Source organism: Thermoactinomyces sp. CICC 10735 (assembly GCF_016055175.1).
GTDB lineage: Bacteria > Bacillota > Bacilli > Thermoactinomycetales > Thermoactinomycetaceae > Thermoactinomyces > Thermoactinomyces vulgaris.
This window is the reverse complement of record NZ_JAECVT010000004.1, coordinates 92,526-106,612: the sequence shown is the minus strand read 5'-3', so window position 1 is coordinate 106,612 and position 14,087 is coordinate 92,526. Positions and strand designations below refer to the sequence as shown.

The window sequence follows — 14,087 nt, the reverse complement described above, 5'->3', positions numbered from 1 at the left end:
TTTCATTCTTCGGGAGGAACAAAAGATGAAAAAATGGATGATTGGATGCGGAGCTCTTATGGGACTGTTCTTAATGTTGGGAGCATGTGCGGCACTCATGTCAAGTGTAGACACAGAAAAAGACAATCTTCAGGTAGATAAAAAAACAATTTCAGAAAAGGCGGACGTGCCAGCAGTGTCAACACCTGAACCAGCGGTGAAAGAAAAAGATGAAGTGACGATGGAAGAATTCAAAAAGATTAAAAACGGGATGACATATGAAGAGGTTGTAGAAATTATCGGTTTTGAGGGAACAGAAATGAGTTCTACTGAAATTGGCGGTATCAAAACCATTATGTACTCTTGGCAAAATGACGACGGTTCGAATATGAACGCGATGTTTCAAAACAACAAACTGAATACAAAGGCGCAGTTTGGTTTGAAGTAACGGATGAAAGAGGTAGGCGGAAGTTAGAAAGCTTCTGCCTACTACAGATATCGTGACCATTATCTATGATTCTGAAAGGAGAATTTTCTATGCCCATCGTTTCCATTCATAAAACCTTTACCGAGGCAATCGCAGAAGTTCCGCCTCAAGTTCAAAAATTGGCTTGGGATATGATTCATCAGCTTACCGAACACCCGGAAGCTCATGGATTGAATTTTGAACGGGTGAAAGGTGCGATTGATCCCAAAGTCCATTCTGTCCGTGTAAATCAAAAATACCGGGCGATTCTTGTCAAGCCGGAAAAAGAAGATGTGAATTTGTTTGTGTGGATTGATAATCATGATCAGGCATACGAGTGGGCGGAAAAGAAGCGATTTGAGGTTAATAAGGCGACGGGTCTTTTACAAATGTGGACAAGCCCGGGAAGGAACGGTTCAAATACGGTAAAAGGAATATTTTCTGATTATACCGAAAAGCAATTGATTGCCATCGGTGTACCGGAAGAGCTTATTCCGGTTATATACAGTATTCAAACAGCCGATGAGCTGTACAAGTATGCCGATGAAATTCCGGAAGATACGTTTGAACCTCTCTTATGGATCGCCCAGGGTGAGCCGTATCAAGATGTACTTCAGATTGTCACCGAGATCAAGGCAGAACAAAGGAAAGGTCAAGAAAAATCAGATCAACCATTCCTCCAAGCGATGTTAAATACATCAAGCCAAGTGGCTGTGATCTCTTCCGATACACAGCTGTTAGAGATTTTAAAATATCCTTTTGACCGGTGGCGGTTGTTTTTGCATTCCACTCAAAAAGAACTGGTCGAGAAAGATTTTAGCGGCTCTGTAAAAGTGCTCGGAGGAGCCGGAACAGGCAAAACGGTAGTTGCTTTACACCGGGCAAGGAAGTTGGTGAGAGATTTTTTGCTTCCGGATGAGAAACTTCTCTTTACCACCTTTAACGTTAATATGGTAGCAATCGTACAAGACTACTTAAACACCATGTGTACACCTGAGGAGTTACAAAGAATTGATGTTATTAACATCGACCGGTTGGCCAAAGAAATTGTTGAAATGTATTGCGGTGTACAAATCAACAAAATGATTGAGAGTAACCAAGATCGAGAAATCATCTGGAGGCAAGTCGGAAGCTGTTTAAACATAGACCCAAGTCAACTGATGCTCATCAAGAAAGAATATGACCGGTTTATCCAACCCTATGGAATCGAAGTAAAGGAAGAATATTTAAATTTTCTGCGTAAAGGTGGGAAAACGAAAATTAGCAAAAAAGAACGGGAAGAAATATGGAAAGTTGTTGAGTATGTCCGCAGTGAGATGGAGGCAAGAGGCTGGTATGAATATCCGGATATCATTCGCATTGCCCGAAAATGGCTGGAAACGAACCCCGGTCGATTGAGTTATCGTGCTGCCATCGTTGATGAAGCTCAAGATTTTACTGAAGAGTCGTTTAAATTGTTGAGGGCCTTGGTTCCGAAAAACAGAAATGACCTGTTTATTGTGGGAGATCCTCACCAACGCATTTACTCCCGTTTTGCGGTTCTTTCACGTTGCGGAATTGATGTTCGCGGGCAAAGATCCAGGCGTTTACGCATTAACTACCGTACCACTGAACAAATTCGAAAACAGGCGATGAAAGTCATCAGACATATTCCCTTTGATGACTTAGACGGAGGGCAAAATTTTGCAGATGATATCTCGCTTATGTCTGGAACCGAACCCGTCTGCGTAAACTTTACAAATGTAAACCTTGAGAGACAATTTATTCTAAAACAAGTGAAGGAATTATTGAGAGAAGGAATTTTACCTCATGAGATCGGCCTTTTCTCGAGAACAAAAAGAATGGTTGAGAGGTACCGAAAGTTCTTGGAAGATAATGGAGTTTCCGCCTCACTTCTCACAACAGAATCTCATTTAAGCAACAAGGCAGTTCATTGCGGCACGATGCACCGAAGTAAGGGGCTCGAATTTCGTGTTGTCTTTCTGGCTGGGGTTAATGAAAAAGTTGTTCCCCTTGGTGCTTTTACAAAAATTAAAGATGTAGAAGAAAGAGAAGAGAAAATGAGGCAAGAGCGCTCTCTCTTGTATGTTGCCAGTACAAGAGCACGCGAGAAATTGTTTATTACTTCATATGGAAAACCGTCGCCATTTTTGAGGAATTAAGATTAGACCTGGCTCATTGTTCGAGCCGGGTTACTGTCTCTAAATTTAAATTTTTTTCATAAAGAGTTTGATAGATACTCCATCAGGTCGCCAAAAAGGAATGCTCAATTGATGGAATATGGAAGGAAAACAATGCGAATCTAGTGATCATGGTTATATATCCGATGTGATGAGGTAAATTTATAATTGATTTTTATGAAAGTGGGTCGGGTATATGCATTTGGATTATACGATGATAAAACAACTACATTCAGCTTTTTCATGAAGAAAATTCATAAACATAGAAGAAGCCAAAAAAATTATAGCTGGCATTGTTAAGCGAGATGTCGATGAGGAGTTTGTTCAGGGTTATCTTAGATCAAAAGGTTGTCAGATTGTAAATGAAAGATCTAGCAAACTTGATTTTGAAGAAGATTTAGATATTGACGAAATCTTAAGCCTTGAGTTAAAAAGAAAACCTGAAAGTTTTATAGATAATGAATCGGAAGATTACAATAACAACACTGACCTGATTAGCAACTATCAAAAATATCGTGAAGAACGGGTGTTCAAAAATCTGATCTTAAGTAATAAACGGCTTGTACAAAAAATTGCTTTGAGATATCAAAACTATGTTAGTCATAAGTTAAGCTATGACGATTTAGTTTCAGAAGGGATTATTGGTTTAATCAAAGCGATTCACAGATTTGATCCTACACGAGGTTACCAGTTTTCCACCTATGCGACATGGTGGATTCGTCAGCATATTACACGTGCAATCATGGATACAGGATTGACGGTAAGGATCCCGGCTCATGCATTTGAGACTGTTTTAAAAATAAAAAGAGCTGAACAAAATACCTTTTTCATAATCCAAAAATTGATGTTGAAGAGATATGTAAACAATTGGGAATCTCGAAAGAGAAGTATGAAGAGTCTAAGAAAATTGAACACCGATTTTTGAATCTTGCTTCTTTAAATGCCCTTGTGTCAGGAGAGGGTGAAAATACCGAACTCATCGAATTTATAGATAACGAACGTATGAGAATTTTAGGATATCAGGTTAATGAGTATACAGACCCGGTATATATGGTCGAAAGTAAATCTGAAAGGGACGAGATTAACAAACTGTTGGAAAAATTATCATCAAAACAAAGAGATATAATAAGACTTCGATTCGGTTTTGAGAATGGTCAAACCAAAACTTTGGAGGAAATTGGACAAATCATGGGTGTCACTCGTGAACGAATCAGACAGATTGAAAAGAAAGCCTTGGAAAGATTGAAAATACTAATCCTGAAACATTATAAAGAGCTAGCATCTTAAAACACAGGGAATGGAGTTGATTTCTTTGATGGATCACAACAAATCAATGATTCAATTTCATTTGTCCAATGTAAAAAAGATAGGTACTCAAAAAACATTTTATTCGTGTTTAAAGGATTTGATCAATCATTTTATAACGATCTCACGATTGAAAAATTATTGTCTTATTCCACTGAAGTTAGCATTCAACAACTGGCTGATTCTAGAGCACCCTAGGAAGAGATATATTTTCTCTTTATTTTGAGATTATCACGTTAAAGAATAACCTATATCACCAAACTTTCCCGATTTTATACCCCATTGATAATATTGATGAGATATATCAGTGTTATTATCATGATGATGAATGGCCAGATAACTTATCTGCTGAACTGGAAATATTGCAAACTTATTTTGGGGATATCAAAAAAGTTGACAACCAATATTATGTGACTTACGTTACCGAAACGAATGATCTGGACTTTTATGTTTTTGAGAACGAAGATCAGCTGCCAGAGGATGTTCAAAGTGTTTATGAAGAAGCCTATTTAGAGCTTTCTGAAGAAGAGGATCAGATATTACAGTTCATTCATGATGTTACACAGGGAAAAATAAATGGAAAAGTAGTTCATATTACTTACTCCGGTGAATTGAATTCTTTTCCAAATTACTATTATAATCGGTTAACCCTTCTTCAATACCTGTATAAGGAACAAGTCCAACTGATTTTATCCACGAAGAAACTTGAAACCAAGAGAGTTTACGAGGAAGAGTACTTAAAAATTTTAAAAAAGTATTGGGGATATGATTCATTTAGACTGCTCAAAATGTACAAAAACATCAATGATCCTTCAAATAAAAAAGAGACAATATTGGTATCACAGAGTCAAATTATAGATGATATCATTAAGCAAGCGGAGAAATCACTCAACAAAGAAGATTACAATGATATTTTTGTCACATCTCCTACAGGTGCCGGTAAATCAATCATGTTTCAAATCCCGGCCATATACTTGGCGCATAAATATAATTTAATGACAATCGTCATTTCTCCGCTCATCGGACTTATGACAGACCAAGTACAGGGGTTGCAAAGTAAAAATGTGGATATTTCGGCAACAATCAACTCCGAACTTACCCCGGTAGAAAAATTGGATATCATGGAGAAAATAAAGCAAGGAAAAATCTCCATTCTCTACATTTCTCCTGAAACTTTATTAAGTCGATCCGACATTTCACAACTGATCGGCGAGAGGAAAGTCGGTCTGTTTGTAATTGATGAGGCTCACATCGTTACTACTTGGGGAAAAGCTTTCCGTTCAGATTATTGGTATTTGGGCAGTTATTTACAAAAACTTAGGAAAGAAATGCAATTTCCGATTGCTACGTTTACTGCCACAGCAATCTATGGCGGTGTTGAAGATATGTATGCAGAAACCCGGGATAGTCTGAACTTAATCAATCCAATCAGTTATTTTGGTTATATTAAGAGAGATGATATTGAGGTCAAAATTAGGCAAAAGGATCTCGAGCAGCAAAAATATAATGAGTACTTAAGCGACAAATTTAAGATTCTTTTGGTTCGGTTGGAAACTTTCCTGCAGAGAGGGCAAAAAACGCTGGTTTATTTTCCTACTGTACGTTTAATACTTGACTTTATGCAATTTGCAAGGGTATACGGATCAACTAAATTAATCAGTAATCTTTCAAGTTATTATGGTAGCATGGAGAAGGAAGACAAAAATATTAATTACCTGAAATATAAAAATAACGAAACGAAAATTATGCTCGCAACTAAGGCGTTTGGAATGGGGATAGATATTCCTGATATTCAAAATGTGTATCACTTCGCACCAACTGGAAATGTGTGTGACTATATCCAAGAAATTGGACGTGCTGCACGTTCTCTGAATAAAGGGTATGCTTATTTCGATTTCCTTCCGAAAGATTTTGTTCATGTGAATCGATTGCATGGAATTTCAACTATAAAAAAACACCAACTGATTCAGGTGATGGAGAAAATATTAAAACTGGCGGAAAAAAGCAAAGAGAGCTCCCCTATTCGTAAATTGCTTGTCAGGTCAGATGAGTTTCGCTATATCTTTGAAAAAAAGAATGTCACTGACCAGGTTGAGGATATTGATAACAAGCTAAAAACGGCACTATTAATCATTGAAAAAGATTTCAAATTGAAGATGAACTATTCGCCCATCGTTGCCAGACCGAGGAGCATTTTTGCTAATGAATATTTTTTGGTCGACAAAGAGATTGAAAACAAATTAATCAAACAATTTGGTCGTTACTTCACCTTAGTTCGCAAAAAACAAGGAAAAGAAAAAAGCGTTTACCAGTGTAATTTAAAAAACTTATGGCAAGATCATTATACATCTTTGTCTTACCCACAGTTTAAATACTTGTTTCATTCAAAAGATGAAAGTTTAAATTTGTTTTTTCTTGATTCCATTCAATCTGTCTTACTGATTGATTTTCTGATAAAAACAAGTAACATCACTCAATTTAAATTGGAGTTACAGAATCTGGTGGGTGAAGTTTCCAGCATTTTTGGTAAATACGCCCGAAACAATCAATACTTCTCCATCGAAGAGTTTGCTCAAGAGCTAAAAAGGCAGACAAAAAAAGATAAATATTATTGTGAAAACCTTGCGATGGTTTGTCTGTATAGCGCGGAGAATTTCGACCGGCTGACAAAAAAACATGCAAACTTTTATAACAGCTTCATCCGTTTTGACGAAGGGCGCAAAAAGTACACACTGCTTAACAGCAGCTACAGTGGCTTTTTAGATTGGGTAAATTCCAAAATGAAACAAATCCTATCAAATCAAAATACATCTGAGGTTGAGAACAATCGTTATGAAATGTACTTATCAAAAGGAAACAGAAAAGAAATCGAAAAAACATTTATCTTGCTTGGATTGGTTGAGGCAATGGGATTACTAATTTATTCAGTAACCGGAGGCGATAATCCGGAAATTTACATTCGTATCAACTCATTTTTTCAGTTATACCGTGAAGTAAACAATCCTACACAATATGAAAATCGAGTTCTGACTAATGTATATGAAAGACATAAAACATCGGTTGAAATGTTAACATATTTGTTTAAAAATGAAGTATCAACGAAAGAGTTTTGGGAATTGATCGAAGACTATTTCTTGGGAAAAATACCAGAAGAAGTAAGCGCGAGGTTAAAAACTATCAGTTGAAATTGGTGGAAAATGTAAAGAAGTTAACTTTAAAGAAATTGATTGGGTAATTTGGACTTTATAACCCATTATCTGAAACACTGTTCCCAATGAAATCCTGTTCCAAAGTTTTTAAAAGTGCGCATCAGTAACGTCATGCAAAAGTTAAATGTAAAAGGGCGTTCCCAAGCTGTCGTCGAGTTGGTCCGGTTGGGCGAATTGAAAATTTAATGGGATGATCCCTGCCTGCATGCATGTGGCAGGGGTTTTTTATTATATAAATCATTATGGAAAAAGGGAAAACGAGAAAAGGGCTCGTTTTCCCAACGTCAGACTTTTGCCGGATGCCGGAAAGTATCTTTGGTAATTTCATGAAATCCCGAGAGACAGATACTTAATGTCTAAGTATTCTTCAATTCCGTATTTACTGCCTTCCCGTCCGATCCCGGAAGCCTTAACTCCACCAAACGGGGCTTGTGCCGTAGACGGCAGGCCGTCGTTGGCCCCGAGAATCCCGTATTCGAGTTGTTCCGCAAGCCGTATCACCCGGCCGACGTCCCGGGTGAAGTAGTAAGCCGCCAAACCATATGGAGTGTTATTGGCCGCCCGAATGACCTCCTCCTCGGTGTCAAAAGGAAGTATGGCGGCAACAGGGCCAAATGTTTCTTCCTGCGTGATGACCATAGAGTGATTAACATCGGTAAGTACGGTGGGTTCAAAGAAATAACCGCGGTCTCCGCAGCAGCTGCCACCGGTGACGAGCTTTGCTCCCTTGGATCACGTACATGGTATTCCACTTTTTTCACCGCAGCCGGCTCGATGAGCGGACCGACAAGGACTTTCTCGTCTAATCCATTCCCCACTTGCATGCTTGACAAATGTGTAGCCAACTTTTCGGTAAAGGCTTCTAAAATCGAGCGGTGGACGTAGAAGCGGTTGGCCGAGACGCACGTTTCGCCCATACCGCGCATTTTGCAAGTCACTGCGTTGCCGACAGCGGTGTCCAAATCGGCATCTTCAAAGACGATAAACGGCGCATGCCCCCCGAGTTCAAGAGAGAGCCTCTTCACGGTATCGGCGGCTTGACGCATCAGGATCTTGCCGACCTCTGTGGATCCCGTAAAGGAAACCTTGCGGACGCGGGAGTCATCCATAATAACTTTGGTGAGCGCCGGCGCGTCTGTTCCTGCCACCACCGACAAAACACCCTTCGGAAGTCCGGCTTCTTCGAACACACGGGCGATTTCAAGTGCCGATAAAGGTGTGAGTTCCGATGGCTTGACAATCATCGTACAACCGGCAGCGAGTGCCGGGCCCAACTTACGAGTAATCATGGCGGCAGGAAAGTTCCAAGGGGTGATGGACGCTGTGACGTCCACCGGTCGTTTAAGAACAATAATCCGCTTGTAGCGCGAACCAGAGGGAATGGTGTCGCCGTAGATCCGTTTCCCCTCTTCAGCAAACCACTCTAGAAAAGAAGCTGCATAGGCAATTTCCCCACGTGCCTCAAAGAGTGGTTTGCCTTCTTCCATCGTTATGATACGGGCCAGGGAGTCGGCGCGCTGACGCATGAGTGCTGCTGCTTTTTGCAAGATATGCGCACGTTCCGAGGCCAGAGTGTCGGCCCATTCTGCCTGAGCTGCAACGGATGCCTCAATCGCAGCCTGCATGTCTAAAGGGGAGGCGTTTGGAACCGTGGCAATCACTTCTTCGGTCGCCGGATTAATGACGTCAAACGTTTCCCCCGATTGTCCATCCGTCCAGTTCCCTCCGATAAAAAGAGAGTACCGACCTAGTTCTGAATTCATTTATAATCTCTCCTTCAACTTTGCATACTCACATCGTGACAACAAGCCGTGAAACGTCACCGCGAACCAAGCGGTCAAATCCTTCATTAATGTCCTCGAGACGCAAGTGGTCAGTCAGCAACCGATTGACCGGTAAGCGCCCTTTTTTGTAAAGCTCGATAAAACGAGGAATGTCGCGTGCCGGAACGCAGCTTCCAACGTAAGACCCCTTAATGGTTCGTTCTTCAGCGGCGAGCAAGACTTGCGGGAAAGAGAGATGGTGTTTCGGATGGGGGAGTCCTGCCGTGACGGTTGTGCCACCGCGACGCGTGATGTTGATTGCAGTCTGCATAGCGGGAACTGCACCAGCGGTTTCAAATGCAAATTCCACACCGCCGTCGGTTTCCGCACGAATTTGTTCCGTCACTTCCGGATCGCGTGCGTCAAATGCTGCAGTTGCCCCCAGTTCCAGTGCCGTCTTGAGCTTTGCGGGATTTATATCCACAGCTACAATGGTTCTTGCTCCTGCTACAAGGGCACCCAGTATGGCGCACAGGCCGACTCCACCCAATCCAACAACAGCTACACTGCTACCCGCTGGGACGCGGGCGGAATTCACCACAGCCCCAACTCCGGTCATCACTGCACACCCGAAGAGTGCGACTTCATCAAACGGTATTTCGGGATCGACCTTAATCAAAGAGTTCCTCGATACGACCGCATACTCCGCAAACCCCGATATGCCCAGATGGTGATGAATGTCCGTTCCGTCTTTGTGTAACCTTCTCTCCCCGGACAGGAGAGTTCCCACACCGTTAGCATTGGCGCCCGGTTCACAGAGGGCTGGCCGACCTTCTTGGCAGGGCAGGCAGTGTCCGCAACTGGGTACAAAGGCGCAGACAACATGATCGCCAGGCCGGAGGTCGGTTACACCAGGCCCGACTTCAACGACCTCGCCTGCCGCCTCGTGACCAAGGACCATCGGGATGGGACGGGGCCGGCTGCCGTTAATGACAGAAAGGTCCGAGTGGCACAAACCAGCTGCGCGTATGCGAATAAGTACTTCGCCCATTTGGGGCGGGTCAAGGTCAAGAGTTTCTATTCGAAGTGGCCGGCTGTCCTTGTAAGGAGCCGGCAGGTTCATTTCATACAAAACGGCGGCGCGTATTTTCATTTGACAATGCCTCCTTTATACGAAAACATGGTGTTGAGAGTCTTGGATCTTATTCGTAATATCCTTCCGTGGACTTTCGGAACGACTTAAATTGCTCTGAATCATGACCAAACCAGATTTCCGACTGGGTTTCTTGCGCAATCCGGCGGATGCGCTCCACTGTTTTTACATATCCGAGTGAATCGTAGATAATCCCCGGTGGTTTTACCGGAGGCCCGAAGTTTTCAGAACTGTAAATCGCGTCGGAAGCCAGGATAATGTTGCCCTTTTCCGGGAGTTTAACGTGCAGTCCGAGCATCCCCCATGCGTGTCCGCTGCCAAAGTTGAGGATTCGTACTCCTTCAGCCAGCGGGACGTTATCTTCGTCGCGCTTAATGGTGCGCCACTGCAGGTTGTTCTTGATCCAAGCGTCAATGTCGGCCCAAACGTACGCTCCCTCAGAGCGGTTACGAGCGTAAACTTGCAGGGTCCCGTTGAATTCGTCTTCATGGACGATCACGGTTGCATTGGTAAACATTTCGAGACAGCCAGCGTGATCGAGATGGAGATGAGAAGCAATTACGAATTTAATGTCTTCCGGACGCACTTTTAGCTGTTCCAAGCGATTGTGCAGATAACACTCCTCGCTTGCGATCCAGGGGAACATCGACTGGGTGGCTTCTGACCAGCGACCTTGAGGTCCCATGGAATTGGGGTTACATGAGGTATCAAAAAGAATTTTTCCTTCTGGATGATCAATCAAGACAGAATAAATCGGAAACTCGATCATTTCCGCAGGTGCGTTTGGATTGTCAACAGTAGCAGGATTGTGCATGGCGATCATCCAGTTTTTGTCCATCCTCATCCGTCCGTTGTCCAAGACGTACAGCTTCGGGCGTGCTTTCACGATGTTGGCCATGCTCATACCTCCTTTATCACAAATATGATTTTCGTTTATATTTCAAAAGCAAAAATTGTGCCAACATAAAAAACACGCAACATATGCCATGAAAATGGTAGGCGAACAGTGATTGGTGAATTTTTTCACTGATTATAGATTGATTTTTTTGATTATTCCCGATTATCGTTGTTATAATAAAATGGTGACGAAATTCACCGTTCGATGATAAATTTCACCACTGAAGAACCGATTATTTTTTCGCGTGGGGTGGTTATCATACTGAAAGCAAAATGCTTTGACCCGGAACAGTTGGAACAAATTGCGGAAATTATCGAGTGGATTCCGGATGGCGTATATGTTACCAATGGTTCCGGAGTTACACTCCTTGTGAATTCTGCATATGAGAAGCTGTCGGAGACCCGGCGGGAAGAGCTCATTGGCCGCCACATGAATGATTTGATTAAAGAAGGCTACATCAATAATTCGGTTTCCCTTCTCGTGATCGAACATAAGCGTTCTATATCGCTGATGCAAAACTTGAGGAATGGTAAGGAGGTAATTATTACCGGGAATCCCGTATTCGATGAAGCTGGAGAAATCCAACTGGTAGTCACGAGTGTTCGTGATATTACGCGTTTGAACCGGCTGACGGAAGAATTGGAGAAGGTGGTCGGACTTTCCGAACTGAACCGACATCAGTATCACCTGACGACGGATGGAGACAACATTTTTGTTTCCGAAAGCAAATGGATGAAAGAGATTGTCGGAAAAGTGAAACAGGTGGCTCCGTATCCAACAAACGTACTGTTGCTTGGCCCATCCGGCGTTGGCAAAGAAGTGATCGCAAACCTCATCCATCATTTGAGTGATCGCAGGAATAAACCGTTTATCAAAGTGAATTGTGCTGCGATACCGGAGGCACTGCTTGAGTCGGAGCTGTTTGGATATGAACCTGGTGCTTTTACAGGAGCTCGCAAGGGGGGGAAAAAAGGATTGTTTGAATTGGCGGATGGTGGAACGATCTTACTTGATGAAATTGGTGAAATGCCGCTTGCTTTGCAGACGAAGCTGTTGCGGGTGCTGCAAGATCCCCAGGTTTATCGGATAGGTGGCGTCCAAGCACGCCCTGTGAACGTCTGTGTGATTTCCGCGACCAACCGGGATTTGCGTAGTCTGGTGAAAGAAGGACGCTTTCGTCAGGATTTGTTTTACCGTCTGCAGGTTGTTGAGATTCATATCCCCCCTTTGTCGGAGAGGCCTGAAGATGTGCCTGCTCTTATTGATTATTACTTTATGCATTACTCAAAAAAATTCCACGTTCAAAAACGTCTCAGTCGCGACGCCAAGGAACAGTTGTGCCGTTATAATTGGCCGGGGAATGTAAGGGAAATTAAAAATCTGATGGAGAATCTGATTGTCTCCGTTCCATCCCTTGTAATCGAGCTTCACCACCTTCCTGCTCATATTCAAAATGCACAATTGGTGAATAATCCGCTCACATTAAAGGAGAGAGTGGAGAGGTATGAACAACAGTTGGTTTTAGCGACGATGAAGTCGCAACCGTCCCTTCGTCAAGCCGCGAAGGTTCTTGGGATTGACCATTCAACATTAATCAAAAAACTACAAAGATGGAACCGAAATGGTTCGATCTAAAATATAAACTTGATAAAATACGGCTGAAGAACGGCAACGGGGAACTTTTGTCAGGGGGATCAGGAGGAAATCTGCTTTGAATCACAATGGATTCTTTTCATTTAACTTCATTTAACCAATTTGAACGACCGGGAGTTTGTGCTTTTCCTCTTCGGTTCATTATTTCAAGGTGTTGATTCCAGAAATCCAAATCGTTTCATCGGGGCGGATATGGATCTTCCTGCTGCAACGAAGTGGCAAAGTTTTTGTCGTTATCAAACCGGACAATTCCACACGTAAACGTCGCATTGTCTATAAAGCACTCATAGTGGAAACAGGGCAACAAACTTTAAATATCTACAATCATGAGTTGTTTCTCACAGAGTATGTCGTCGAGTTGGTTCGGTTGGGCGTTTAATGGGATGATCCCTGCCTGCATGTGGCAGGGGTTTGTTTTTGTTGAATTTTAGAAGGAAAGGCGGTTTTTTAAAGCCCTGCGGACGGTTTGGTCGGCTTTCCGTGTTGTTTCGGGCAGGCGGTAATGCGGAGAAAGCTTTAAAATCCAGTCACAGGCTGTCGATAAGGAGATACGGTGACCAATTGAAACATAGATCGGTTTTACATGATCCTGAGTCCGCAATACGTTGCCAATCACCTCACCGTGATCGGTCAGGGGAGCATGGCTGCCCCTTTGAATTTCCGGCTGTCCGGCTTCACCCATCAATCTTGTTTTGGCACAGCCGATCGTGGGGACATCGAATAAAACGCCTAAGTGACTTGCGATCCCAAATAGTCTTGGATGTGCGATCCCTTGCCCGTCACAAACAATCAGATCCGGTGAGATGTTTAATTTTTTTAATGCTTTGGCAATGGGTGGGATTTCCCTGAATGAAAATAAACCCGGAATATAAGGGAATCGGGCAACGTCTTCGGCGATCGCTGTTTCCGCGACATCCAGTGATCCGGCATCCAGCACCACAGCAGCCGCAACCAGTTTCCCGGATTTTTGATCATAAGCGACATCCACACCGGCAACATACTTGACTGCATCCAGTTGGTCTTTTTTTATCACTTTGGAGGCCAAATGCTTTTGGATTCGTAATGCTTCGGATTCGTCTAAATCCCAAGAATGGTTCATGCAGGGTTCCAATCTTTTCACCCTTTGTGTTTGTGGTATAGACCATAGATTTTAACGGTTTTGTGCCAAAAAGTACAGACCGGCGATCCATTTGAACAATCCGGTACATATGTCATGCCCCGATTGACCGGTCAAGGAGAAAGGTGTGTAAGAAGGATTGCAAGTAGGAAATTTAGTTCAAATATAATGAATTATGAAAAATCACTAGTGGTTGGAGTTTGAAATTTAATTCAGTACGACTTTGTTAAGTATAATATTTTTTCTAACTAGCTGTAACATTTATCGATAATGAAGTCATTCAAAAGGAAGCGCTCTGAAATGTTTGAACTATCACTGATTCAAAACAAATGAATCAGCTGGAAAAAAAGAAGATTAGTTAGAA

The 14,087-nt window shown here is 42.4% G+C and carries 9 protein-coding genes and 2 pseudogenes; 7 read left to right on the top strand and 4 right to left on the bottom strand.

All coding sequences use genetic code 11. The features are described 5' to 3' along the window. Nucleotides 1–25 precede the first annotated feature (25 nt). The 6 genes and pseudogenes from I8U23_RS13430 to I8U23_RS09470 form a co-directional block, all read left to right on the top strand. The gene (locus I8U23_RS13430; protein WP_232335511.1) at nt 26–427 is read left to right on the top strand and encodes a DUF3862 domain-containing protein; all 402 of its coding nucleotides are present in this window, start codon (nt 26–28) and stop codon (nt 425–427) included. Between the two features lie 89 nt (nt 428–516). After that, nucleotides 517–2,607, top strand: a complete 2,091-nt coding sequence (locus I8U23_RS09490; RefSeq protein ID WP_198050980.1) for a 3'-5' exonuclease — start codon at nt 517–519, stop codon at nt 2,605–2,607. 544 nt (nt 2,608–3,151) lie between these two features. After that, nucleotides 3,152–3,550, top strand: coding sequence for a sigma-70 family RNA polymerase sigma factor (locus tag I8U23_RS13750; protein ID WP_198050979.1), 399 nt, complete (start codon nt 3,152–3,154; stop codon nt 3,548–3,550). After that, a complete protein-coding gene (locus I8U23_RS09480) occupies nt 3,493–3,912 on the top strand; it encodes a sigma-70 family RNA polymerase sigma factor (RefSeq protein ID WP_198050978.1) in 420 nt (139 codons plus the stop codon). The genes I8U23_RS13750 and I8U23_RS09480 overlap by 58 nt, the downstream gene beginning before the upstream one ends. Nucleotides 3,913–4,292: 380 nt before the next feature. Continuing rightward, entirely contained in the window at nt 4,293–7,115 is a 2,823-nt protein-coding gene (locus I8U23_RS09475; protein WP_198050977.1) for a DEAD/DEAH box helicase, read from the top strand. Nucleotides 7,116–7,235: 120 nt separating this feature from the next. Continuing rightward, nucleotides 7,236–7,325 (top strand): annotated as a pseudogene (locus tag I8U23_RS09470) (helix-turn-helix domain-containing protein); the annotation flags it as partial. A gap of 138 nt (nt 7,326–7,463) precedes the next feature. Here I8U23_RS09470 and I8U23_RS09465 read toward each other — a convergent pair. The 3 genes and pseudogenes from I8U23_RS09465 to ahlS all read right to left on the bottom strand — a co-directional run bounded on the left by I8U23_RS09465 (nt 7,464) and on the right by ahlS (nt 10,953). Beyond that, nucleotides 7,464–8,902, bottom strand: a pseudogene (locus I8U23_RS09465) (NAD-dependent succinate-semialdehyde dehydrogenase). A 28-nt stretch (nt 8,903–8,930) separates the two neighbouring features. Next, the gene (locus I8U23_RS09460; protein WP_198050976.1) at nt 8,931–10,055 is read right to left on the bottom strand and encodes a zinc-dependent alcohol dehydrogenase family protein; all 1,125 of its coding nucleotides are present in this window, start codon (nt 10,053–10,055) and stop codon (nt 8,931–8,933) included. A 49-nt stretch (nt 10,056–10,104) separates the two neighbouring features. Beyond that, on the bottom strand, nt 10,105–10,953 hold the full coding sequence (ahlS, locus tag I8U23_RS09455) for an AhlS family quorum-quenching N-acyl homoserine lactonase (protein ID WP_198050975.1): 849 nt from the start codon (nt 10,951–10,953) through the stop codon (nt 10,105–10,107). 291 nt (nt 10,954–11,244) lie between these two features. Between ahlS and I8U23_RS09450 the strand changes: the two genes are divergently transcribed. Next, nucleotides 11,245–12,588, top strand: a complete 1,344-nt coding sequence (locus I8U23_RS09450; protein WP_232335510.1) for a sigma-54 interaction domain-containing protein — start codon at nt 11,245–11,247, stop codon at nt 12,586–12,588. A 445-nt stretch (nt 12,589–13,033) separates the two neighbouring features. Here I8U23_RS09450 and nfi read toward each other — a convergent pair whose 3' ends face one another. Beyond that, entirely contained in the window at nt 13,034–13,705 is a 672-nt protein-coding gene (gene nfi / locus I8U23_RS09445) for a deoxyribonuclease V (RefSeq protein WP_198050973.1), read from the bottom strand. Nucleotides 13,706–14,087 lie beyond the last annotated feature (382 nt).

What these genes read in the sequence shown, in the direction of transcription:
- I8U23_RS13430 (WP_232335511.1), top strand. Translation starts at nt 26, where the DNA reads ATGAAAAAATGGATGATTGGATGCGGAGCTCTTATGGGACTGTTCTTA.
- I8U23_RS09490 (WP_198050980.1), top strand. Translation starts at nt 517, where the DNA reads ATGCCCATCGTTTCCATTCATAAAACCTTTACCGAGGCAATCGCAGAA.
- I8U23_RS09460 (WP_198050976.1), bottom strand. Translation starts at nt 10,055, where the DNA reads ATGAAAATACGCGCCGCCGTTTTGTATGAAATGAACCTGCCGGCTCCT.
- ahlS (WP_198050975.1), bottom strand. Translation starts at nt 10,953, where the DNA reads ATGGCCAACATCGTGAAAGCACGCCCGAAGCTGTACGTCTTGGACAAC.
- nfi (WP_198050973.1), bottom strand. Translation starts at nt 13,705, where the DNA reads ATGAACCATTCTTGGGATTTAGACGAATCCGAAGCATTACGAATCCAA.